We start from the raw sequence: 24162 nt of genomic DNA on the forward strand, positions 1-24162 counted from the left end.
TCATTTCAGGGTCTTTTATTTGAAAAATTGCTTCGCTGGCTAAAGAAACATTCTCGCAAAGTTGAATTCCGAAAGAAAAACCTTAATGTCCTTAATTTCTTAATGGTCAATGAAAAAGTAATCAGTAATGATTTCTCCACTACGGTCGAAATGACGATGATTTATAGAAATAAAGATTAAACATGAGGCTTAAAAGTATCCGTTTTAACTGTTGCCTTCAACTCATGTAAAATCGTGTACAATCCAAAATTGGTACGGTTAACATAAATAAAATGTTTTACCCCGCGGGCCTGTTTAAATTCAGGCATTTTCGAAATTTTTTCTCCATACATATATAATTGCTCAAAGAAATCGGGTTTGCTAAAATCAAATTCCCCACTGGTATAAGGTTTAGCAAATAAGCTGATCATTTCCCTGTACGATTTATAATAAAACTCAATCTGCTCCGGCGTATCATCTGCATGGATCATATCCAGTTTTCTGAAAGCTTCAATTGTTTTATCCTTATCGTTAATCACATCTGTAGAAATCAATGCAAAAAAGGGATTATAAAAATCGTCCGGCATTTCCTTGATACAACCAAAATCGATAACGCCAAGCTTTTTATCGGGGGTAATCATAAAATTGCCCGGATGCGGATCAGCATGTACTGCTCGTAATTCGTGCTGCTGGAAATTATAAAAATCCCATAAGGCCTGACCGATTTTATTACGTAGTTGCTGCGATGGATTGGTTTGCAAAAACTCTTTTAAATGTAAACCCTCAATCCAGTCCATAGTAATAATCCGTTTGCCCGATAATGCAGGGTAATATTGAGGAAATACCACATCCTCAAGGTTTTTACAGGCTTCTGAAAATTGGATCGATCGTTTTACCTCCAGTTCGTAATCGGTTTCTTCCAGTAGGCGTTCTTCAACCTCTTTAATATAAATGCTCAGTTCCCTTTCCGACATGCCCAATAAACGGAAAGCAAAAGGTTTTACCAGTTTCAGGTCAGACGAAATGCTATCGCCCACACCCGGGTACTGGATTTTTATGGCCAGTTTTTTACCCTTAAGCGTGGCCTGGTGTACCTGCCCGATGGAAGCCGCATTGCTTGAAGTAAGGTTGAAAGTGTCAAAAATCTGTTCGGGTGTTTTGCCGAAATTTTTGGTAAAGGTGCGTACAATCAGCGGACCCGAAAGGGGTGGAGCGTTGTACTGCGATTGGGTAAATTTATCTACATACGATTTTGGCAGAATATTTTTATCCATGCTCAGCATCTGTGCAATTTTTAAGGCGCTGCCTTTTAATTCACTTAACGATTTGTAGATATCGGTAGCATTATCTTCATTCAGCTGCTCGCGGTCCATTTCAGGGTTAAACAGCTTTTTAGAATAATGTTTAATGTAATTGCCTCCGATCTGTATGCCGGTTTTAACAAATTTAGCCGAACGCTCTACCTTGGTAGTTGGAATACTTTTTTGTGTTTTCATCTAATACCTACAACCCCATCTTATCTGCAAACTTCCCGTTTCTGGATAAAAACTTCCCGTATTCCAATAAATTATCAATTGGCGAGTGTTGGAAAAGATCGAAAGTAACATTTATACCCTTTTCTATCGCTTCGTCGCTTTTTTCAAAACCTTCGCTATCATCATTGATCCAGAAGTTAACAATAAAGGCAAACTGGATCCACAATGCATCTTTATACCGCTTACTTAAAAAACGTCGCTCGGCAAGTTCTCCGCTATCCAAACCCTCATCTATAATTTCCTGTGCAAAGTTTTCGAATATCGGTTTTACGCCAGCGAGTACATCAGGTGTAGAAAATTTTCCACGGTGGTTTTTCAGACTATAAATTACAAAACTGCGTTCGTTTTTCAGGTTTTCCAGATAGCTGTAAAAAAAAGAAAGCATTTTTTCCCTGGCGGTATATTGAGGCCATACTTCCTGTTCTTTGATTTTGCTGATGGTTTCGAAAGTGAGTTCGAACCAGATGGTTTTTTCTATGCTTTCGAAAGAAGAGAAAAACTGGTAAAAATCGGCTTCTGTGATTTTAAGTTTTTTTACAAAAACATAAACCGTTTTCGGTTTTTCATTGTTTGTTAAAACGTAATCCAAGTATGCTTTTCTGATTTGTTGAGCGGTTGCCATAAGCTATTTTTTACAAGTATAACGTTAAAATTATTTGCTTGTTTTTGTATATGCATTTTTATCGATCATGAAAATGTAATAATAGCTTTCAAAATATTTGAAAGTTGGTTTTTAGCTAAAATATTTAGTGTTTTTGGGTTTTGAATGTGGAAAAATATTTTAAATAAAACTAAAATAATTAGTATTTTTGTGTGCGATTAATCCCCTTATTAAAGCAAGATAATATGATTCAGCTAAATGATTTTTTATATGGCAAAATGGAACTGCCCGAAGTATTTTCTGATCTCTTAAAAACCGATGCTTTAAAAAGGCTGGCAGGGATACACCAAAGCGGCGCAATATTTTTAGTCAACCCTGATATTTCCCACTCGCGTTTAGAGCATGCCATTGGGGTAACCATGTTAATCAGGATGCTTGGCGGTTCAGAGCTCGAGCAGATTGCAGGTTTATTACACGATATTTCTCATACGGCTTTTTCGCACGTAGGTGATTATGTTTTTGGCAACACCGACGAAGATTACCATGAAAAGGTTTTTGCAGAGGTTTTATGTAAATCTGAAATCCCTGATGTATTGTTAAAGTATGGGTACGATATCAGTCAGATCCTTTATGGTACGTTTGATATTTTAGAACAGCCTTTACCTGCGCTTTGTGCCGATCGTTTGGATTATACCCTTCGTGATGGTGTTCATGGTAATATCATTTCAAGGCAACGTGCACGCGAATTCCTGACGGCTGTAGTTTTAAAAGATGGAAAAATTGCGATTAATAATGAAGTTGAAGTAGAATGGATTAATGAAACATTTGAAAAACTCAATAACGAAGTATTTAAATTGCCCCTCCATTTATATGCCAACGGAAAAATGGCTGAGCTGATTAAAAAGTTTCTGGATAAAGGTTTACTGATAGAAAGCGATATGTTTAAAACCGATACACTCCTGTTAAATAAAATCAGAACTTCTTACGAAGGTTATGAGGCCATTAAATCCATCAAACAGTTAAAAGGTTTTACAGAGTTTATGCGCCACGGTGCTGTGCCGAAGGTTAAAACCAGGAGATTGAATGCGCTATTGGTGTAGGCGGTTGGAGTTGAGAAGGGGGTAGTATTGATGTGCTAAAAAATCACTTTGTCATCCTGAGCGGAGTCGAAGGATCTTTTGGTAGAGGATTAGCGAAACAGATTCTCCGTTTCACTGCTTTGCTTCCGATAAACATCGTAACAAATTGAATTAAGCTAAATCCCCTGATACGTCATCTCGAGCGAAGTGCAACGAAGTCGAGAGATCTATCTCGAGGTGGATCTCCACTCCACTACCGATGTAAAATCGGTACAAGTTGTGTTTCGCTCGAGATGGCATTACGGGCAATTAACCAGTTTAAACAATTAGCCGATTAACCCAATAATACAGTTTACAGTTGGCATTTTGCAGTTAACAATTTAACAATCCAGCAATTAAACAATACTACCTAATTACCAATGAACAAATGACCAATAAACAAATGACCAATGATCAATAAACAAATGACTAATAAACCAATGAACTATTCTACCTATATTGTACAAAATTTATGAGTATGTCTGCAATTGAAATTATTTTAATCGGTGTGGTGATCCTGCTTATTTTTGGAGGTAAAAAATTGCCTGAATTAATGAGGGGGATAGGGAAGAGTGTTAAAGAATTTAAGGATGCCAAAAACGAACCTCCTGCTAAATAATTAAGCTTTCTAAAACTTTCCTCTGTGAGTCGTGTTTTTAATTCAAACAATTCTCAAAATGGAAAATCAAAAAGAAGATCAGGCCAGGTCAAAATCAGATTTCAGCAAAGAAAATTCGAAAAATCCTGAACAGGGTTTAAACAACTGGAATGATCGTTTAGATGAAAATCTGGAACCGGAAAACCATAGCAATAGTGTTGCCGATGAAAAGGCAAAAGATTTCTCCGAAAAATACGGTAGCGGGGATCAGTCTGACGAAAACAACAACTGAATATTTATTATTTAATTTATTCCTCAAATTCCACTTTTTGTGATCATAAAGATGGGTGGGATTGTTATTCATTATTCGGAAAAAAATACCCAGATTTCCTGGTTTAATTTTGAATAATGTTATGACTGTAATACAAACTAGCTTAACTTTTCTTTAAATAAAATACAATTTCATTCCAATTTTTTTACACTAACACCGGTAGTTTATTACACGAAATTTTATTTCTGTATTAAAAAAATGTTAATTTTTTTTCATGTGACCTGATTAATAGTATATTGCATATCTAATCAAACAAACATGTTTAACGTTTTCGAACTAAGCTGATAGGTGATGAAATGGCATTGGTTATTGGTTTTGTTAATTTCTTTGCTTTTTACCAAAACGTTTGGGCAAAATGTTTCTAATGAAGGAACTGATTTTTGGACAACCTTTCCAACTCATGTACCTGCCGGAGCAACCGGCGGTGTAGTACCTTATGGTAATATCGCCATTTTTGTAACTTCAAAAGCAACTTCCGAAGCTACTGTAACCTGTGGAAATGCGGCACCGGTTACCAAAATTATTCCGGCTAACACAGCCGTTAGGTTTGATGTTCCGCGAGCCGATGCTTATATTGACAGGATAACCGACGCCAACCGGCTATTAACAAACAGAGGAATTCATATTAAGGTTACTGATGGCAAACCAAAAGTTTCTGTTTATGCACACATATATGGTGCAAGGAGGTCTGCGGCTTCACTCATCCTACCATTTGAAACCCTTGGGCAAACTTATTATTCAATGAATTTTACCCAGACTAATGGAGGAAATAATTTCCTGACATTGGTTGGCGTAGAAGATAATACGGATATTATCCTGCATGAAAGAAATGACAATAAAATACCGATCACTTTAACTAAAGCCGGAGATGTTTATGAATATTTGGCTCCTGGAAATGAAGACTTAACAGGAATATATGTCGAAACTAATGCTGAAACATCTTCTTGCAAACGTTTTGCCGCTTTTTCTGGTTCTTCGGCACTTGGAATTGCGTGTAATACCTCCCAAGACCCCTTATTTCAGCAACTTTACCCAACAAATAGCTGGGGTAAAAATTATGGCGTGGTGCCTTTTGTCGACCGGAGATATATTTTACGGATACTTGCACAGGAGGATAATACGAGTGTAACTTATAATGGTATTACCCAGATTATCAATAAAGGGAGATTTATAGAAAGCGATCAGCTCACCAATTCTACATTTATTACTTCTGATAAATTAATAAGCGTGGCGGAGTATTCGCTTTCTCAGGAATGTTCTTCAATAAGCGGGAGAGCCATTACGGGAGATCCTGAAATGGTAATTCTGAACCCCATCGAATTCAATATAAGAGGGGTAACCGTATTTTCTTCCAATTTGCAGGATATAAGCGAAAAATATATAAATGTCCTCATTAAAACTGATAAGATTTCGGGATTTAGATATAATGGGGTGGCACCTAATACCACTTGGACAACTTTAAACGGAAACCCGCTTTATTCCTATACGCATATTCCTGTTAACCAGGAAAGTGTTACGCTAACGGCTGCCGATGGCTTTAATGCGATAGCTTATGGTTTTGGAGATCACGAATCTTACGCTTATTCGGCAGGTACTAATTTATCCTCAAACAATTACCTTACTGTTTACAATACTTCGAGAAATGAAGAGGGGCAAAATGGTTGTGTTGGCGAAAGTTATAATATTAAGATTTCCGTTCCTTACCAACCTAGCCAGATTAGTTGGTCGCTAGATAATGAAGCAACTACTTTTCAAAACCCTCCGATATTGTTAGAAACCACTACTTTGCCTGATGGAACTAAGGTATACACTTATGAATCGCCTTACAGCAAAACTTATACAACAAAAGGAAAACATAGTTTGGATGTGATAGCCTATCTGCCAAATATAGCTACATGTGTATCAGGTGATTTGGCAACAAACTATAATTTTGAAATTTACGACCTGCCTACAGCTAAGTTCGATCCGCTTATTGGCTGTAGTGGCACAGGGGTGAAATTTATAGACAAAAGTGTGTCCAATTCTGATCTCACCATTACAAAATGGCTTTGGGATTTTGGAGATGGTAGTACCCCTTCTACCGAACAACATCCTATACATACCTATGCAAAAGCAGGCGAGTACTTGGTAAAGTTAACTGCTAGCACTGAATATAACTGCACAAATACCTCCGATCCGGTAAAAATCATCATAAATCCTTTACCACTCGTTGATTTTGATATTACTGGGCTTTGTACCAGTTCGCCTACACTTTTAACTGATAAATCTACGATAGAAAACCCCGGAAAGATGGTAAAGTGGACCTGGGATTATGGTGATGGAAGCCCTATTGTAACATCTGACAATAATGTTGTTCCTCCGCATCAGTATACTACCGCAGGCGATTATATAATTACCTTAACTGTAGAGAGTGATAATAATTGTATCGGCGTAAAAACTAAAGAGATCAATGTTTATGATCCCCTGAAAGATATTGATTTTACACTGCCCGATTTCTGCCTGGATGATGGCGTGGCAAAATTTAAAAATACAACCTTAAATCCCGATGGAACCATAGCAGGTTTATCTGCGCAATGGACTTATAGTTTCAATAATGTGGTTATTGGTTCATCTTCAGGTTTTGATGGTGCATTTTCACCCTCCCTAACAGGAGATTATACCGTTAATTTGACCGTTAAAAACCAGTATGGATGCGACAAGTCCTATTCTCAAACATTTACGGTAAATGGTGCGGTTAAAGAAGCGAAGTTTGAAAAAGTGAAAAACGATGTTTGTGTTAGTGATGAGATATTGATCAAAAATACTTCAAGCGTATTCGCAGGCAAGATTACCAAAATTGAAATTTACAGGGATTATCAAAATGAATCTACTATTTACAAAACTATCCCTTACCCGGATGATAGTGATATCGCTATCAAGTACGAGACTTTTGGCGGTAATACTAACCGGACATTTAAGGTCAGGCTGGTTGCCTATTCAGGAGAAAGTTGTTTTAAGGAGTATACCGACGAGGTTACTGTAAAGCCTACACCGCAATTGGAATTTGACGATATCCCCTCGGTTTGCGAAGCAGATGGTACTGTTTTAATTACCCAGGCCAGGCAAAAATTGGGTGAGGAAATGAATGGGCCTCCTGGCGAATATTCGGGTGATGGCATAAAAGCCGATGGTACCTTTAACCCTAAAATCGCAGGAGTTGGAAGTCATACCATTACTTATACTTTTACAGGTGATAATGGTTGTCCTAATTCAATTAGTAAAAATATCATCGTTTATAAATCGCCTGTGGCCGATGCTGGTGGATTGATCTACATCTTAGCTGGTGGACAAATCCCTATCCCGGCAACCGCTGAAGGGACGAATTTAAAATACCAATGGTCGCCGGCAACTGGTCTCGATAAAACAAATGTCTTAAATCCGGTTGCCTCTCCGGATGAAGATACCGAGTATACCCTTGTAGCAACTACACAACCTGATGGTTGTTCTACCACATCAAAAGTGCTGGTAAAGGTTTTACAGTCCTTAAATCCGCCCAACACCTTTTCGCCTAACGGTGATAGTGTAAACGATACCTGGGTTGTAAAATATTTAGATTCGTACCCTAACGCAACTGTAGATATATTTAACAGAAATGGCCTTAAAGTATTTTCGAGCAAAGGGTACAAGGTTCCGTTTGATGGAACCTACCAGAACGAACCACTGCCGGTTGGGGTTTATTATTACATCATCAATCCGCAGAATGGCCGTAAAACTATAACAGGACCGCTCACTATAATCAGATAATATTGAAGAAGCTCATTACCATATTTGCCATTTTTGTAAATTTTAACGGTTTTGCTCAACAGAAACCACAGTATACGCAATACATTTTTAACCAGTACCTTTTAAATCCGGCACTTTCGGGTATCGAAAATTATATCGATTTTAAAGCAGGTTACCGAAAACAATGGTCGGGTATTACCGATGCACCTCAAACCTCGTTTGTTTCTGCACATTGGGCATTGGGCGATAAGCAGTTATGGAGTAATGCGCTAACCTCTTTTCCTGAGCAAACAGGTAATCCAATGGATCGGAACTATACGCAGAACTACACTTCATCGCCATCTCACCATGGGATGGGCGTAACGGCCGTACTCGATAAAACAGGGCCGATTAAAAGGTTGGATGCCAACGTTACTTATGCCTATCATTTACAGTTGAGTAATGATTTTAATTTATCTGCTGGCATAGCAGCGGGAGTTTCGAGTATCTCTCTCGATTTAAATGCCCTTACTTTTGATACGCAGATTGATCCGATTCTGAACAGGGCTTTGATTAACCAGGTAAAACCTGATTTAAGCCTGGGCTTATGGTTGTATGGTGCACGGGTATTTGCCGGTTTATCGGTACAGCAGATTTTGCCACAGAAATTAAGCTTTTCCGGCGATGAAAATTATAACCTGGGCAAAGAAGTACCGCATTATTTTGCCACTGCAGGATATAAGTTTTTTGTTGATGATGAAATTGCAGCGATACCATCAGTTATGGTTAAATATGTATCTCCCGCGCCGGTTTCTTTTGATTTAAACCTGAAACTGGCTTTTAAAGATAAAATCTGGCTGGGTGGAAGTTATCGAAAAGATGATTCTTTTGCGGCAATGGCCGGCTTTAATATCGGTAAAATGGTTAACCTTACTTATTCTTACGATTTCACTACTTCACAGTTAAATCAGGTTAGTAATGGCAGTCACGAAATTGTGCTCGGCCTAATGCTTAACAATATTTATAAAGTGCCGTCGTATATCCGGATATGGTAGTTTAATTGGTATATACAAAGAAGTCAAGTTTTTAAAAACTTGACTTCTTTTAAATTAGAGCTAAATTGAAAACTACCAACTGTTAACTGCCAACTGAATTAAAGCTCTTTTCTTAATCTTGCAACCGGGATATTCATCTGCTCACGGTATTTCGCAACAGTTCTGCGCGCGATGTTATAACCTCTTTCTTTCAGGATTTCCGTCAGCTTTTCATCTGCCAAAGGTTTACGTTTATCTTCGTTGCCAATGCAGTCTTCCAATATCTTTTTAACCTCTTTGTTCGAAACCTCCTCACCGTTTTCGGTCTGGATGGCCTCTGAGAAGAAAGATTTTAATAGGAAAGTGCCAAATTCGGTCTGCACGTATTTAGAGTTTGCTACCCTCGATACAGTTGAGATGTCCATGTCGATTTTGTCGGCAATATCTTTTAAGATCATTGGGCGCATTTTACGCTCATCGGCCGTTAAAAAATACTCGTATTGGTATTGCATAATCGCATTCATTGTTTTTAACAATGTTTGCTGTCTTTGTTTAATTGCATCGATAAACCAACGTGCCGAATCCAGTTTCTGTTTTACAAACTGAACGGCTTCTTTTAGTTTTTTATCTTTTGATGAAGCTTTATCATAATGCTCGAACATTTCCTGGTAAGACCTGCTTACTTTTAGTTCAGGAGCATTTTTTGAGTTTAGCGTTAAAATCAGTATGCCATCATTATTGCTGATGTGAAAATCAGGAATAATCTGCATTTGTTTGGTGGTAACCTGGTTTGCATCGCCCGGTTTCGGGTTTAAACGCAAAATTTCATTTACTACTTCTTTCAGTTCTTCACTATCCAGGCCTAAACTTTTCTCTAATTTATCGTAGTGTTTACGCGTAAATTCGTCGAGGTAGTTTTCTACCACATTCATTGCTTTTACAATGATGGGGTTACCCGGATCTTTCCTTTTTAACTGGATCAGCAAACATTCTTTCAAATCTCTGGCGCCAATGCCCGGAGGATCAAAACTTTGGATCAGTTTTAACATTTCCAGCACATCTTCTTCCTCAACCATTACATTCTGCGAAAAAGCAAGGTCATCAATCATCGAACCCAACGGACGGCGTAAGTAACCATCATCATCCAAACTGCCAATAATCTGTTTACCCACTATAAAATCCTGATCCGATAGGGGCGTAAGATCCAATTGCTCCTGTAAACTTTCGAAAAATGTACTTTCGATGGCGATAGGAGTTTCTTTTTTCTCCTCATCATCGTCGCCATTGTTATAATTGGTACTGTAATCGTTGGCCGAATCGTCCTGCAGGTAATCATCCACATTAAATTCGTCCATACTGTTATCTTCCGATGATTGCTCGTAATCATCAGATTTATCGTTTAAATCGTCGTACTCGCTTTTAGGCTCGTCTTGCGTCATTAAACTCGGATCTTCCAGTGCCGGATTTTCTTCCAGTTCTTCCTTTATACGCGTATCCAGAGCAACAGTTGGCACCTGTAACAGCTTGATAAACTGTATCTGTTGAGGTGATAACTTCTGTAATAACTTTTGTTGTAGATGTTGCTTTAGCATATTGGATATAAAAGAATGGGGCAAAAATAAACAATAGATTTCAGATATTCTCTGCAATTCATCTAAATGCTATCGATATGTCCGGTTTTAAAATTATTTCCTAAACATTTGCATTCAGTTTAATGTTTGCTATTTTAGTAAATAAATTAAACTAAATTATAAAGTATGGGATTTGTAAAAGAATTTAAAGACTTCGCAGTTAAGGGAAATGTACTTGACTTAGCAGTGGGTGTAATTATTGGAGCAGCTTTTGGTAAAATTGTAAGCTCACTGGTTGAAGACATTATTACCCCTGCAGTTTTAGGACCAGCTTTAAAGGCAGCCGGTTTAGAAGACCTAAGTAAACTTACCATTGCAGGCACGGCCATTAAATATGGTAATTTCCTTTCGCAGGTCATTTCGTTTATCATTGTTGCATTTGTTCTTTTCTTAATTATTAAAGGAGCCAATAACCTAAAGAAAAAAGAAGTTGCAGCCCCGGCAGCAGCACCTGTACCTACAAAAGAAGAAGTGCTTTTAACGGAAATAAGAGATTTGTTAAAAGCAAAAGCATAAAAACCAAAACTCCGCAGAATAGTCCCATCTGCGGAGTTTTTTTATATCATGAGGGTCATCACCCTGATCCGAAAGTTATCGGATTTGTTTCAGGGTTTTCATGCTAACATGAAATCAATTTAGCATAACGTCTGTTCTAAGATCATAGCGCATTATTTTCAATAAATAATTATTGATCTAATTAATAACTCCTTTTTACTGATGGGTCGGTAATGATCACATAATCACCCAGATTTCTGAACTTCTCCCAATCCGGGCTGCTAAAACTGTTGTCAGAAAATGATGATATATTCAGGATTTTTAATTTTGGATTGGCCTGAGCTAGTTTAGCCAGTGTACCCAGTTTTTCATCGCTGTGGAAACGCCCGTTAAGCTGTAAAACCTTTGTCCCTTTATTGGCTTTAATAAATTTATTTATAGCCCATGCCATGGTAGCATCCCATAAATTTTGGGTCTGGTAAATTTTCATCGGTCCCATATTGTGGCCACCCAGTGTTTCTGTAAATTTTTCGTAATACCTGCCCTTTGCAGTATCAATAGGTGTAGGAGGCAAAAAATTGAATGAGGTTTTAGGGAAGTTTTCTAAGGCTTTTAATCCGCTCATCGTAACTGCATTGCTGTACCTGGTAGCGGCATTGGCCGCAATTACTTTTATATGCTGCGTTTTGGCATATTCTATTAAAGGTTTATAATCTTTATAATTTCCCCAGGCCCTTCCTTCTTTAATAAAATTCTTTTCAGAAATCAGTCCTGCTAAATATTCATCTACTTCCGGTTGTACATCGGTATGGAACATTTCTAACGATAAGGCTGTTTTCTGAGGATATGCGGTACTGAGTTTTTTAAAAATTTCGGCTTCGAGATAGTGCCCGATTGAATCGTTATGGTCTTCACCAAAAAATAATACATCAACTGTCTTCATATCAGTAATAATATCATCTACCGAAATGTTTTTTTGCTTTTTTACGTCGTAAATTTTATAATGGCTGCTAATTTCCTGTGCATATAGTGCTGTAGAAATGCTTAAGCCTATCATTAATAGGATAAATTTCATGGCTTCAAAATAACAAAATAATTTTCACCGATAAAATGAGGTCATTTACCGCCTTTTTGCCATTTCCTGCACTTTGCATATATGTTGGCGACCCGCTTATCAATACTTTTGGATTATTAAATTTACACACATGGATAACCTTAATCATAATCATAAAAATAACCAGAACAATAGCTCCAGGGCATTGAGTGGTTTCATCATAGCAATTATCGGGTTTGGACTTTTGTTAAACAATATGCATTTAAATATCCCGGAGTGGATATTAAGCTGGTCTAATTTTTTAATCTTAATTGGTGTATTTATCGGCGTTCGTCGTAACTTTAAAGGTATAGCCTGGTTAATCCTGATTTTAGTCGGAGCTTACAATACCCTGGATAATATACCCGATCTGAATTTCGACCCATCTAAATATGCTTTAGGTGTTGGTTTGGTGATCATTGGAGGATTTTTAATTTTCAGACCAAAAGATTCGGCGTTTTTTGGCCGTAAACGTCAAGACAGGAAAAGCGCCAAATTCGATTTTGAAGGGGCGGCCAATGATAAAACGGCCAATAATAACGATATTATTGATGTAATGGCTGTTTTTGGCGGAAGTACACAAACAGTTTACTCAAAAAACTTTAAAGGAGGGGATATTTCAGCAGTATTTGGCGGAGCAGATATCGTGATGACGCAGGCCGATTTTCCTGAAACGGTATCGCTCGATGTTACTGCTGTTTTTGGAGGAATTAAACTGATTGTTCCGCAAAACTGGGCCATAAAATCAAATGTAACCGCATTATTTGGTAGTGTAGAAGATAAAAGATCACATGTAATGCCGGTATCCGAAATGACAAAAACACTGATTTTGGATGGTACGGCCCTATTTGGAGGGATCGAGATTAAAAGTTTCTAAACATTTATTATAAAACATCGCCTATGAAATGGTTTGCAGTAAATTGTATTTATCAGGTAATTTGTGGTGAAGGGAAGCATACACCCCAGTTTAATGAGCAAACACGCTTGATACAGGCAGATGGTATTGCGCAGGCCCTGGAAAAGGCAAAATTAAATGCCGTACATTTTAACCCGCCGTTTAACAACTGTATCGGCGAAAAAGTAGTATGGAAGTTTTTAGGTGTAGGGGGAATATCGGAGGTAGAAGAACCTGCCGATGGTGTGGAAGTAAGTTCGAAAATTGTTGAGCCGAAATCGGTAAACAAGTATCTCGAAAAGCTCGAGCACCGCAATAAATCATTAACTAATCAAAACCGTTTTGACAACTAGACCTTTATCCGTTCCGCAGATACAGAAAACATCACTTGCGCTTGCAATCGTATGGACTGTAATATGTGGTGTTGGATTGCATTATGTGGTAAATTTTTCGTGGTGGATATCTGTAACCGATAGCCTGGTTAATAATTTTTTATTGGCACTGGCCTGCATCGCAATCAGCAATATGCTCGGGTATTACCAGCCTAAAAACGAGCGTATCCTTTATGTGCTTATCATTACACTGGCGCTTACCTTTGTGATTATTTATATCGCAAAGTATGGTATGCTTCTCATTTTTGCCGATTACAAGGCCTATAAGGATTTCTATAATTTTTCTTTTGCTTTCCGCGGACTGATCTCTTTTATGTGTCTGGCCTGGTGTGCATTGGCCAACATTTTATGGTACAGGTTGGAAGAACAATCAGAAACCCACGAGAGGCTTACAGCAGCCAAAAGCCTGGCTAAGGAAGCAGAACTGAATAAATTAAGGCATCAGTTGCAACCTCACTTTCTTTTCAACAGTTTAAATTCAGTATTTGCACTTACCATGGTAAATCCGAAAGAAGCAGGGGTGATGATTACCAAACTGGCATCTTTCCTCCGCGGAACCTTAAAACGTGATGACGAATTATGGGTTTCGGTAGAAGAAGAAATGGAATACATCCAGTTATACCTCGATATCGAAAAGGTAAGGTTTAGCCATAGGTTGAACATTGAAGTGAATGTAGCGGAAGATACTTTAAAACTCTGCCTGCCTGGTACTTTGTTGCAGCCGATTGTTGAAAACGCCATTAAATTCGGACTTTACAATACTTCTGCAGGTATTACGATCAAGATTGATGTTACCGTTGAATACAATATCCTGCAACTGCGCGTACAAAACCCGTTCGACCCCGAAATGAAGGCTGCTGGCGGAACAGGTTTTGGTTTAAGTGCGATTAAACGCAGGTTATATCTGTTATTTGCAAATACACATTTATTACAAACCGATATTGAGGCAAATAATTTATATATTACGACTCTAAAAATTCCACAAAAAAATGATCAGAACCATACTAATTGACGATGAGCCTTTAGCAAGAGATATTGTAAAATTTTATCTTTCCGATCATGCAGAAATAGAAATTGTGGCCGAATGTGGCGATGGATTTGAAGGTTTAAAAGCAATTACACAGCACAAGCCCGATCTGGTTTTTCTGGACATCCAGATGCCCAAAATCAGCGGTTTCGAAATGCTCGAACTGGTTGAGGATAAACCTGCAGTTATTTTTACCACAGCTTTTGATGAGTATGCCATAAAAGCATTCGAGGTTAATGCGGTAGATTACCTGCTTAAACCGATCGATAAAACGCGCTTCGATGCAGCCATTAAAAAACTGCCTAATAAATTAAACCAGACCGAAAATACTGAAGCTGTTTTAGATGCTGCGGCATTAAGTCCGGCACAGAACAACAGGGTAGTGGTAAAAAAAGATGGCGTAATCAAGATCATTCCGGTTGCCGATATCAATTACCTCGAAGCTGATGACGATTATGTGAAGTTAAGCACAGTGGATGGCGTATTCTTTAAAAATAAAACCATGGCCTATTTCGAACAAACGCTCGATGCCGGTCAGTTTATCCGTATACATCGTTCTTATATCATTAACCTGGCACAGGTAACCAAAATAGAGTTAAAAGAGAAAGATAGTTACGTAGTGCTGTTAAAATCAGATATCTGGCTACCGGTAAGCAAAACAGGTTATGTAAAACTGAAAGCAGCCTTAGGTTTATAAAAAATACGTTCCGTAGGAAGGCCTCATGGGTAGAAAAAATACGGATATGAATTTTTTCGTTCCGTAGGAACGTTTCGTGGAAGAAATAGCATTTAAAAATGATCCATTAGTCCTGTTTTTCAAAAGATTTTCTACATTTGCGTTAAATAGAAAAAATAATAATTAATCACTCTTGCATTTGTAGAGAAATCGCTTTATATTTGCACCTCTTAATTTTACAATAGATAATATACAGTCATGAAAAGAACATACCAACCTTCGCAAAGAAAGAGAAGAAACAAACACGGCTTCCGCGAAAGAATGGCAACAGCTAACGGCAGACGAGTATTAGCATCACGTCGTGCTAAAGGAAGAAAAAGATTAACAGTTTCTGACGAACGCAAGCATAAAGCATAATTTTTGATTGCTTTTCCGTTAACCCGGAATTGGCAGATCAAAATCTGCAGTTATCAATCAAAAATATATGTACACATTCAGGAAAGAAGAACGGTTATGCAGCAGGAAACATTTAGACCTGTTGTTTAAAAACGGTTCTTCTTTTTTATTATACCCGTTTAGGGTTTCTTACCTCTTTATTGATGAACCCGCTGCTGTGCAGGCCCAGGTAGTAATCAACGTTCCTAAAAAGAGATATAAACGGGCGGTTGACCGTAACCTGCTCAAGCGCCGCATCCGCGAGGCTTACCGCTTAAACAAACAGGATAAATTATATCTTCCATTACCAGCTGACAGGGGATTGCTTTTGTTTTCCATCCAGTTTGTGGGTAAGGATAAATACGAATTTGCCTTCATTGAGAAAAAACTGATCGCTACCTTTAAGCGTTTCCAAAATTTAATCCAGCCCAATGAAGTTGATCAATAAAATATTCGGCTGGTTCTTTTTAGGCCTGATCAAAATTTATCAATACGCCATTTCTCCTATGCTCGGCGCTAACTGCCGCTTTACACCAACCTGCTCGCAATACGGTATAGAAGCCATCAAAAAGCACGGACCATTTAAAGGTGGCTGGCTGGCGTTAAAACGTATTGGCCGTTGCCATCCCTGGGGTGCGCACGGGCACGATCCTGTACCTTAGGGGGGAGTTCATTGGTCATTAGTCATTTGTTTATTGGTCATTGGTTCACTGGTGATTTGTTTATTGGTCATTAGTTTATTCACTCTCAACCGTCATTTCGACTGTAGCATAGCGGAATGGAGAAATCTATTTAAAAGATCCTTCATTGCATTCAGGATGACAGAGCGTAAGAGGATAACTGACATTGGACTGCCGACTTCAGACTAATAGCTGCAATCAGTCTAAACCATCTTCTATTATACCTCTTCCATCTTCCATTTTATTAATATCTTTGCCCCATGGCTAAAATACTTCAAATAGAAACCGCTACGGCAATCTGTTCTGTAGCATTATCTGTTAACGGCGAAACTATTTCATTTAAAGAGGAGCAGGGGCAAAACCTTCACGCGGCAAATTTAACCCTGTTTATTGATGAGGTGGTTAAAACTGCCGGGATAAGCTATAATGAATTAGATGCCATCGCTGTAAGTAAAGGTCCGGGATCTTATACCGGTCTTCGGATTGGAGTATCTACCGCTAAAGGACTTTGTTATGCTTTGGATAAACCATTAATTGCCATCGAAACATTAGAAATGATGGCGGCAGGTTTTCTGGCCAAAAACCAGGATTATTCTGGCTTAATCTGCCCGATGATCGATGCCCGCAGGATGGAAGTATACACCTCTGTTTTTGATAACCAGTTAAATGTATTATTACCAACTGAAGCCAAAATCATCGATGATACAAGTTTTGCCGATCTCTTATCACAGCAAACAATTACCTTTTTGGGCGACGGCGCAGCTAAATGTGCTGATGTTTTAACAGATGTAAATGCAAGGTTTGATAATACCAATTTCAATTCTGCACCTTATATGTCAAAATTAGCCCAAAAAGCATTCAACAATGGTAATTTTGAAGACGTAGCTTATTTCGAACCTTTCTACCTGAAAGATTTTGTGGTTACGCAATCAAAAAAACAACAGGCACAAGGTTAGTTTTATTTCCTTTTAAAGATTGAAAACAGGCTTTTAAAGAAACTTCCACCTTCGCTTTTATCGTTAATTCCCGGTATCACATCAGCAAACTGAGGGTGATTAACCACATTACCAAATTTAATGCCCACACCCATGTAAAAAGAAGCGCCATTGGGGCCGCTACCCACTGTTGCATCGCTCTTAATGGTTCCAATTGTCTGGAAACTGGTAGCTACCAGGTTATCTGTTCCTAAAAACAATTCAAAATTTGGCGTTTGGTATTTGGCCTGTAATCCTACCATAAAAACACCATTCATGTTATATAAGGGAGTTAAGCTTCCCGAAAAATCGTTGGCAATAAAAGTATTTACAAAAGCAATGTCGCCACCTTTGTAAAAAAGGTTTTTGGAAACGGCCAATGCCGGTTTGTAAAAGCCATATCGTTTAGACATGTATACATCAAGTTTGGCATTGGTAGGGGCTAAAAACTTTTTAGGTTGCTCGGAAAGCAGGAAAATGTCTTTTATCTCCTGGTTCGTATTTGATTGGTTATTTTCTAAGTCATCAATTACTTTCGCCTGATTGATGGTAGTACGTTGCGTGTTGCTCCGCCACCAGATAAAACCCAGATCTTTAACATTTGCCATTAAGAATAAACCTCTTTTAGTGGTATAATTGGTCCCGAATCCTAACGATAGTCCCGGGTTTTTGAAGTTGGGGAAAAAGTTTTTTTTATCTACCTCGTTAAAATCCGAAAAATTGGCCGAATAAGTACCTGCAAGTCCGATCAGCATGGCCGATGCAGTAGGATCGATGTAGAGATAAGAATCGGAAATATCCAGTTTATTATATAAAATACCGCTTAATAAACTTGCTTTCAACCCAAAAGCAAGCCTTTTATTCCAGTTTTCGCGGTAAGTAAAGCTAAACTGGTGATAACTTTGTTCGTATCCTTTGGTATCGAATAGGCCGTAGTACTGTTGCCCTTTGTTAAAGCGTTCAAATGAATCGAAAATGGCCAAAGTTTCATTGGTATAATCAATATGCGCGTCTGATCTGATCTGCCACGAAAAACCCATTTCTTTCTGGTACTTGTACGATTTAAAAAGACGGAAAGTAGCTACATAAATATTGCTATTTTCGAAGAAATGGTTAACCTCTCCGGTTCCTATTGGTAAACCAGCGGTGTTGTACTCACCTTCCTGGGTTAATCGCCGTACAATATATTTCGAACTGCCCTTGTTAATTGCATTTACCCCAAAATAAGGCAGAAAGAAGTTAGAGGAAAATTTTCGTGATGAATCGAGTGTGAAAGATTTTTGTGATGGGTTTTCGAAAGCATCAAACATGGTTTTGGTTCCGAATAGTGCATATTGCTGTGCATTTGCAACCCCAAAGCTGGCCAAAGCCAGTAACGCAAGTAAAAGTTTCTTCATGTAAATAGTTTTATCTGGAATGATTTCTTATTAACGGTTACTTAACGAATCTGGTATTTGTGGTTTTAAATATTTGTTTAAAAGCAAGTTAGTGATAAACTTGTTCCTGTCTGCACTCATCTGGTAATAAAAAGTATCAAAACTTTTTAAACCACTGTCGGCCCTTAAATGTTTGTAAAAACCCAGTTGAACATTATTTCTGAAGATATCTGCCGAGTTTTTAGTGTTGATATAATAACTTAGGTTAGAGGTGGTCGAAATCTGGTTAACCGCATCTAAGTATTGAGGCGTTTGTATCAAAAGCCTGTTGTTTTTGTAATCATTTAAAAACGATTGTACCGTGCTCGCATTATTGGCCACTACTAAATTATTATCAACAATGGTATAATAAGGACGGCCGAATTTTTTGAAAGGCTCTCCAAAATAACTGTATAATATATCTGACGATTTAAAAAGCTTAATGTCTTCACTGTAATCAGCACTAACATCCAGCAACAGTTGTTTCACTTTTTCCCCGTTTGATAAGGAAATTGCCCCGAGCTTTTCCGTGGTGCTCAATTGAAAAAGTATAAATTGGTTCTTCGTATAAACCGGGAATACGCTATTCAGATCAATCCTGTATTCATCCTTTATTCTTATGATAGCGGCCTTTGTTTTGTCTGTAATTTTTGTCTGTTCCTGCCAAATATTTAGCTTTTTTAACCATTTATTATAATCATCATAAGCGTATAAGGTATAATTTGCAGTATTATCTGGCAATATATTTTGTATTGAAGTATTTTGTGGACTTATGCTTTCGAACAGTTTAAGGTAGTTTTCCTGATCTTTTAACTCTGTATTTCCACTAAAAAGGATTTTTTCTTTACTAAAATTGTAATTGAGTACCGCAAAACTATTCTGTTTGTTCAAAAAGGTAATTTCTCCGTTTATATTTCCCGCAATAATATTCTTTAATAACAAAGGTGCCTGGTTAAAATTGATGTACACATTCGCCAGTACGTTTTTAATCTGCCTGTTGTTTTCTTTAATGTATTCCGTAAATGGATTTTCAGATAAGCGAACATTGGCATCATTAATCAGTTTTAATGAGGTAGAAACGGTTAATACCTGCCCATGAACTCCCAGATAAACCGATAAACTATCATTTAATTTAACAGTATAAAGTTCTTTTGAATTTTCGGTAATCGATTTCTTTGTTTTTAAAGCCCCATAAAACTTTTTAATATCGTTATCCGGCTGGATTTGTAACGTAATCAGAAAGTTGAGGGTTTTATTCGAGTCGGGGAGTACGCTGATATACACCTGTTGATCTTTCAGGTACTTATTAAGTCCGTTATCGTCAATAATGCCTGTTTTTAATTGCCTTAGCAGGTTCATTTTATCTTTCCCTAAAACCTGCTGAATTAATTGCTGACCTTCTATAATATCGTAAAAACCTTTATCATTCTGAAAAGAAAACATCAGGGCGGCATTATTGGTTGCCGATTGCAGTGCCAGGTCTTTTGCATCATTATCGGTACCCAATTTCGAAAAATACAGGTAGGCCATAAAGGCCACGCCCAAAAATAATGCACTTGTTAGAATTACGATTTTTTTCATCTGCTGTGCAACAAATTTAATTTATTACATTGATTAGTGAGAAGTTCTTTGTCAATTTATTAATTTAGCGATTGCTACTAGCAGATAACTATGAATAAACGAATAATCCTTACCGCTTCTTTTTTTGGTGCTGTTGCTGTTTTGCTGGGGGCTTTTGGTGCCCATGGCTTAAAAGCTTTAATCGATGGACCATCATTGGAAATCTGGCAAAAAGGTGTTGATTATCAGTTCTATCATACCTTTGCATTATTGTACCTTTCTACATTTGCCCGTTACAGAAACAAGCTGATTAATATTGCTTATTTCTGCTTTACATTTGGGATTATTCTTTTTTCAGGCTCGTTATATTTGTTGGCTACGCGGAGCATATCGCATTTGGGTTTTACCGAATTTATTGGTCCGTTAACTCCAATTGGCGGGCTTTTGCTGGTGTTGGGATGGATAATGCTCTTTTTTGCAGCATTTAAAGATAAATAATGAACAGTTTCGAAAACGATATTTTTGCAGAAAGAGAAACACTTTTTGTTGAAGTTATTTTGCCATTATCTTTGGCGAAAAACTACACTTATCGTGTGCCCTTTGACCTGAACGATCAAATTGCCATCGGGAAACGTGTGGTGGTGCAGTTTGGTAAACATCGAATTTATACGGCATTAATCAGTGGCATTACTACCGTGCCGCCAACAGTTTACGAAGCAAAATACATCATCGATGTAGTAGACGCCGAACCGGTAATTACGCCCATGCAGCTCAAATTCTGGACCTGGATGACCAACTATTACATGTGCAACGAAGGCGATGTAATGGCAGCCGCTTTACCTGCAAGTTTAAAACTGGCCAGCGAAACCATCCTGATTCTCCGTGAAGATTATAATGATGAGACCGAACTTACAGAAAAGGAAGAAATCATCATTAATGCGCTGAAACAACAGCAAAAACTCACCGTTAATGATGTTTCTAAGCTATTGGGGCAGAAAACCGTATATCCCATCATTAACCATTTATTGGATAAAGAACTGATTCTGGTGGCCGAAGAGGTGGTGCAGAAATATAAACCATTGCTTAAATCGTTCGTGATTTTGAACGACTTTTACACCGAAGAAGAAAATTTAAAGCAACTGTTTCAGGTACTTGATAAGGCACCAAAACAATTGGATGCCTTGCTTGGATATCTTAAGCTCCAAAAATCTAACCTGCCAATCTCAAAAGAACAACTTTTAGAGGAAAGCAACTGCGGACCTGCCGCATTAAAAGCCTTAACCAATAAGGATATTTTTGTGGTAATGAAAAGGCCGGTAAGCCGCTTAGCTGCCCATGATGAAGAATTTAGTGTAAATTTCGAACTCAATGATGGTCAGCAGAAAGCTTTAGGACAAATTAAGCAGTATTTTGAAGAAAAAGAGGTGGTTTTGCTTCATGGGGTTACCGCATCGGGTAAAACGCAGGTGTATATTAAGCTCATCGAGGAAATTATCCAGAATACAGATGGACAGGTATTATTTCTCCTGCCCGAAATTGCTTTAACCACACAGATTGTAGAGCGGATTAAACGTTATTTTGGAAATTCGATTGGGGTTTACCATTCTAAATTCAACAATAGTGAAAGGGTAGAAATCTGGAATAAAGTAAGAACAGGTGCTTATAAAGTAATCCTTGGAGCACGTTCAGCCGTTTTTCTTCCTTTCCAGCACTTAAAATTAATTGTTGTTGATGAAGAACATGAAGCCTCATATAAACAGTACGATCCGGCTCCGCGCTACCAGGCCAGGGATGCAGCTATTTATTTAGGGTACCTGCACCAGGCTAAAGTAATTCTAGGCTCAGCCACCCCATCTTTAGAAAGTTATTACAATGCATTGCATGGTAAATATGGATTGGTGGAGATGAAAGAGCGTTTTGGTGGGGTACAATTACCAAATCAACAGGTGGTAAGTATTTCGGAAGAAACGAAGAAAAAAACGATGAGTTCGTATTTTTCTAGTGTACTGATTAAAGATATTGATCTGGCACTTTCTAAAAAGGAACAGATTGTGCTATTCCAGAACAGAAGGGGCTATGCTACTATTTTGATTTGCGCAACCTGTGGTTATACGCCGAAATGTGTAAACTGTGATGTAAGTTTAACTTATCATAAAAGCAGCGGCAAGCTGCATTGCCATTATTGCGGCTATCAGCAAAGCAGTGTAAATATCTGTCCGGCATGCGGCTCTGTGCATGTGGAGCAAAAAGGATTCGGTACTGAACGTATTGAAGAAGAACTCCGTTTGCTGTACCCCGAGGTTACCATTGCCCGTTTGGATATGGATAGCACACGGACCAAAAACGGTCTGCAACAGATTTTAAATGATTTTCAGGAAAAGAAAACCGATATTTTAATTGGTACACAAATGGTGGCCAAAGGTTTGGATTTCGATAACCTGAACCTGATTGGTGTGATCAATGCCGATACTTTACTGGGGTATCCCGATTTTCGCGCTTACGAGCGTAGTTTTCAGTTGCTGGCGCAGGTTGCCGGTAGGGCAGGGCGCAGGGCCGACCAAGGGAATGTATGCATCCAGACTTATGATGCCGAAAACCGGATCATAAAACAAGTGGTGAACAATGATTACGAAGGCATGTACAACGACGAAATTGTGGAGCGGGAGAAATTCCTCTATCCGCCATTTTCGAGGATGATATTTTTGTACATCAAACATAAAGATTCGCATGTTTTGGATCATGCTGCACTTACACTAGCGAATATTCTTAAAGCAAAGTTTGGTAAAAGGGTTTTAGGACCAGAACAGCCATTGGTAAGCCGCGTGAGGAACCTTTATATCAAGCAGATCATCATCAAAGCCGACAAACATACAGCAATCCAAAAAGTAAAAGATGCCTTAAGAGAAACATTGACAGAGTTTAATGCAACCAAAGAGTTTAAGGGCATTTTTACACAGATAGATGTAGATCCGTACTAAAAATGAGTGAATGAATGATTTAATGAATGAATGATAGAATGAATGAATGAGAGAATGGAATAAATACTCTAAGTCAAAACTCAAGCATTCAAAATTCATTCATTCAAAATTCAGTCATTCAAAATTCTATCATTCAAAATTCTGTCATTCAAAATTCAATCCTTAGCTCCTGTGGATAATGTATCATTCTCTAATTCAGCTAATCAATATTCAATCATTGAAAAATTCTGTCATTCTCTCATTTAGTGTTTGTATCACCGTTTAAGAAACGCTAATTTTGAAGTTCATGGCGTATAAATTTGTTGATAATTACCGGGAACGTGGTGCGAGAAAAAAGCTGGTTGAGTTATTAAGATCCCGAGGGATTGAAGATGAAAATGTATTAACCGCAATTAGCAAAGTTCCACGGCATTTCTTTTTTGACGAAACTTTTTGGAACCAGGCCTATAAGGATATTGCTTTCCCGATAGGCGATGGACAAACCATATCCCAGCCATATACCGTTGCTTATCAAAGCGAACTACTGCATATAAAAAATGGAGATAAAGTACTCGAAATCGGAACCGGTTCGGGTTATCAAACCTGCATTTTAATGGAATTAGGAGCCAATGTTTTTACTATAGAAAGGCAGGAGAACATTTACAACAGAACCATTCAGGTTTTACCGGGAATGGGTTACCGGCCTACTTTTTATTGCGGCGACGGATCAAAAGGAATTGCTGCACACGCCCCTTATGATAAAATCATCGTTACTGCAGGTGCACCTTTGGTACCCGAAATTTTATTAAAACAGTTAAAAATTGGTGGTATACTTGTTATCCCGGTTGGAGACGAGAAAACGCAGAAAATGGTAACCGTTATCCGCGTAAGCGAAACTGATTACGAAAAAATTGTATTGGATACCTTTAGGTTTGTGCCGCTAGTGGGCGATCAGGCGTGGTGATTTTAGTCCTGAGCCCACAGTCTTTATTCAA

The 24162-nt window shown here is 38.1% G+C and carries 23 protein-coding genes; 17 read left to right on the top strand and 6 right to left on the bottom strand.

The window, feature by feature from the left end; all coding sequences use genetic code 11:
* Positions 1–176: 176 nt before the first annotated feature.
* Both DRW42_RS07725 and DRW42_RS07730 read right to left on the bottom strand, forming a co-directional pair.
* Positions 177–1475: an ABC1 kinase family protein gene (locus tag DRW42_RS07725; RefSeq protein WP_113948252.1), complete on the bottom strand. Its 1299-nt coding sequence runs from the start codon at positions 1473–1475 to the stop codon at positions 177–179.
* 7 nt (positions 1476–1482) lie between these two features.
* The gene (locus DRW42_RS07730; RefSeq protein WP_113948253.1) at positions 1483–2136 is read right to left on the bottom strand and encodes a TetR family transcriptional regulator C-terminal domain-containing protein; all 654 of its coding nucleotides are present in this window, start codon (positions 2134–2136) and stop codon (positions 1483–1485) included.
* Positions 2137–2360: 224 nt separating this feature from the next.
* Between DRW42_RS07730 and DRW42_RS07735 the strand changes: the two genes are divergently transcribed.
* The 5 genes from DRW42_RS07735 to DRW42_RS07755 all read left to right on the top strand — a co-directional run bounded on the left by DRW42_RS07735 (position 2361) and on the right by DRW42_RS07755 (position 8958).
* The gene (locus tag DRW42_RS07735) at positions 2361–3215 is read left to right on the top strand and encodes an HD domain-containing protein (protein ID WP_113948254.1); all 855 of its coding nucleotides are present in this window, start codon (positions 2361–2363) and stop codon (positions 3213–3215) included.
* Between the two features lie 496 nt (positions 3216–3711).
* The gene (locus tag DRW42_RS07740; RefSeq protein WP_113948255.1) at positions 3712–3852 is read left to right on the top strand and encodes a Sec-independent protein translocase subunit TatA/TatB; all 141 of its coding nucleotides are present in this window, start codon (positions 3712–3714) and stop codon (positions 3850–3852) included.
* A gap of 58 nt (positions 3853–3910) precedes the next feature.
* Positions 3911–4123: a hypothetical protein gene (locus DRW42_RS07745; RefSeq protein WP_113948256.1), complete on the top strand. Its 213-nt coding sequence runs from the start codon at positions 3911–3913 to the stop codon at positions 4121–4123.
* Between the two features lie 330 nt (positions 4124–4453).
* The gene (locus DRW42_RS07750) at positions 4454–7945 is read left to right on the top strand and encodes a PKD domain-containing protein (protein ID WP_113948257.1); all 3492 of its coding nucleotides are present in this window, start codon (positions 4454–4456) and stop codon (positions 7943–7945) included.
* 2 nt (positions 7946–7947) lie between these two features.
* Complete coding sequence (locus tag DRW42_RS07755) at positions 7948–8958, top strand: PorP/SprF family type IX secretion system membrane protein (RefSeq protein WP_113948258.1); 1011 nt, start codon at positions 7948–7950, stop codon at positions 8956–8958.
* 98 nt (positions 8959–9056) lie between these two features.
* Here DRW42_RS07755 and rpoN read toward each other — a convergent pair whose 3' ends face one another.
* Complete coding sequence (rpoN, locus tag DRW42_RS07760) at positions 9057–10529, bottom strand: RNA polymerase factor sigma-54 (protein ID WP_113948259.1); 1473 nt, start codon at positions 10527–10529, stop codon at positions 9057–9059.
* 165 nt (positions 10530–10694) lie between these two features.
* Between rpoN and mscL the strand changes: the two genes are divergently transcribed.
* The gene (gene mscL, locus DRW42_RS07765; RefSeq protein ID WP_113948260.1) at positions 10695–11084 is read left to right on the top strand and encodes a large-conductance mechanosensitive channel protein MscL; all 390 of its coding nucleotides are present in this window, start codon (positions 10695–10697) and stop codon (positions 11082–11084) included.
* A 181-nt stretch (positions 11085–11265) separates the two neighbouring features.
* On the opposite strand, the gene DRW42_RS07770 is transcribed toward mscL, so the two are convergent.
* Positions 11266–12138 (bottom strand): ChaN family lipoprotein, encoded by an 873-nt coding sequence (locus tag DRW42_RS07770; RefSeq protein WP_113948261.1) that lies wholly within the window; start codon positions 12136–12138, stop codon positions 11266–11268.
* A 130-nt stretch (positions 12139–12268) separates the two neighbouring features.
* On the opposite strand from DRW42_RS07770, the gene DRW42_RS07775 reads away from it, so the two are divergent.
* The 8 genes from DRW42_RS07775 to tsaB all read left to right on the top strand — a co-directional run bounded on the left by DRW42_RS07775 (position 12269) and on the right by tsaB (position 17217).
* On the top strand, positions 12269–13033 hold the full coding sequence (locus tag DRW42_RS07775; RefSeq protein WP_113948262.1) for a LiaF transmembrane domain-containing protein: 765 nt from the start codon (positions 12269–12271) through the stop codon (positions 13031–13033).
* 23 nt (positions 13034–13056) lie between these two features.
* Complete coding sequence (locus DRW42_RS07780) at positions 13057–13404, top strand: DUF4288 domain-containing protein (RefSeq protein WP_113948263.1); 348 nt, start codon at positions 13057–13059, stop codon at positions 13402–13404.
* The gene (locus DRW42_RS07785) at positions 13394–14455 is read left to right on the top strand and encodes a sensor histidine kinase (protein ID WP_244215226.1); all 1062 of its coding nucleotides are present in this window, start codon (positions 13394–13396) and stop codon (positions 14453–14455) included. Before DRW42_RS07780 ends, DRW42_RS07785 begins: the two co-directional genes overlap by 11 nt.
* Positions 14433–15167 (top strand): LytR/AlgR family response regulator transcription factor, encoded by a 735-nt coding sequence (locus DRW42_RS07790; RefSeq protein ID WP_113948264.1) that lies wholly within the window; start codon positions 14433–14435, stop codon positions 15165–15167. Before DRW42_RS07785 ends, DRW42_RS07790 begins: the two co-directional genes overlap by 23 nt.
* Before the next feature lie 237 nt (positions 15168–15404).
* Complete coding sequence (rpmH, locus tag DRW42_RS07795; protein WP_010601723.1) at positions 15405–15563, top strand: 50S ribosomal protein L34; 159 nt, start codon at positions 15405–15407, stop codon at positions 15561–15563.
* A 67-nt stretch (positions 15564–15630) separates the two neighbouring features.
* Complete coding sequence (locus DRW42_RS07800) at positions 15631–16029, top strand: ribonuclease P protein component (RefSeq protein ID WP_113948265.1); 399 nt, start codon at positions 15631–15633, stop codon at positions 16027–16029.
* Positions 16013–16243: a membrane protein insertion efficiency factor YidD gene (gene yidD / locus DRW42_RS07805; RefSeq protein ID WP_113948266.1), complete on the top strand. Its 231-nt coding sequence runs from the start codon at positions 16013–16015 to the stop codon at positions 16241–16243. The genes DRW42_RS07800 and yidD overlap by 17 nt, the downstream gene beginning before the upstream one ends.
* 278 nt (positions 16244–16521) lie before the next feature.
* The gene (gene tsaB, locus DRW42_RS07810; RefSeq protein WP_113948267.1) at positions 16522–17217 is read left to right on the top strand and encodes a tRNA (adenosine(37)-N6)-threonylcarbamoyltransferase complex dimerization subunit type 1 TsaB; all 696 of its coding nucleotides are present in this window, start codon (positions 16522–16524) and stop codon (positions 17215–17217) included.
* Between the two features lie 2 nt (positions 17218–17219).
* On the opposite strand, the gene DRW42_RS07815 is transcribed toward tsaB, so the two are convergent.
* Both DRW42_RS07815 and DRW42_RS07820 read right to left on the bottom strand, forming a co-directional pair.
* Positions 17220–18632: a DUF5723 family protein gene (locus DRW42_RS07815; RefSeq protein ID WP_113948268.1), complete on the bottom strand. Its 1413-nt coding sequence runs from the start codon at positions 18630–18632 to the stop codon at positions 17220–17222.
* A 30-nt stretch (positions 18633–18662) separates the two neighbouring features.
* Positions 18663–20231, bottom strand: a complete 1569-nt coding sequence (locus DRW42_RS07820) for a hypothetical protein (RefSeq protein ID WP_113948269.1) — start codon at positions 20229–20231, stop codon at positions 18663–18665.
* A 90-nt stretch (positions 20232–20321) separates the two neighbouring features.
* On the opposite strand from DRW42_RS07820, the gene DRW42_RS07825 reads away from it, so the two are divergent.
* The 3 genes from DRW42_RS07825 to DRW42_RS07835 all read left to right on the top strand — a co-directional run bounded on the left by DRW42_RS07825 (position 20322) and on the right by DRW42_RS07835 (position 24131).
* Complete coding sequence (locus tag DRW42_RS07825; RefSeq protein WP_113948270.1) at positions 20322–20708, top strand: DUF423 domain-containing protein; 387 nt, start codon at positions 20322–20324, stop codon at positions 20706–20708.
* The gene (gene priA, locus DRW42_RS07830) at positions 20708–23188 is read left to right on the top strand and encodes a replication restart helicase PriA (protein ID WP_113948271.1); all 2481 of its coding nucleotides are present in this window, start codon (positions 20708–20710) and stop codon (positions 23186–23188) included. Before DRW42_RS07825 ends, priA begins: the two co-directional genes overlap by 1 nt.
* A gap of 286 nt (positions 23189–23474) precedes the next feature.
* The gene (locus tag DRW42_RS07835) at positions 23475–24131 is read left to right on the top strand and encodes a protein-L-isoaspartate(D-aspartate) O-methyltransferase (RefSeq protein WP_113948272.1); all 657 of its coding nucleotides are present in this window, start codon (positions 23475–23477) and stop codon (positions 24129–24131) included.
* Positions 24132–24162: the final 31 nt, after the last annotated feature.

The sequence above is a fragment of the Pedobacter miscanthi genome (assembly GCF_003315595.1).
GTDB lineage: Bacteria > Bacteroidota > Bacteroidia > Sphingobacteriales > Sphingobacteriaceae > Pedobacter > Pedobacter miscanthi.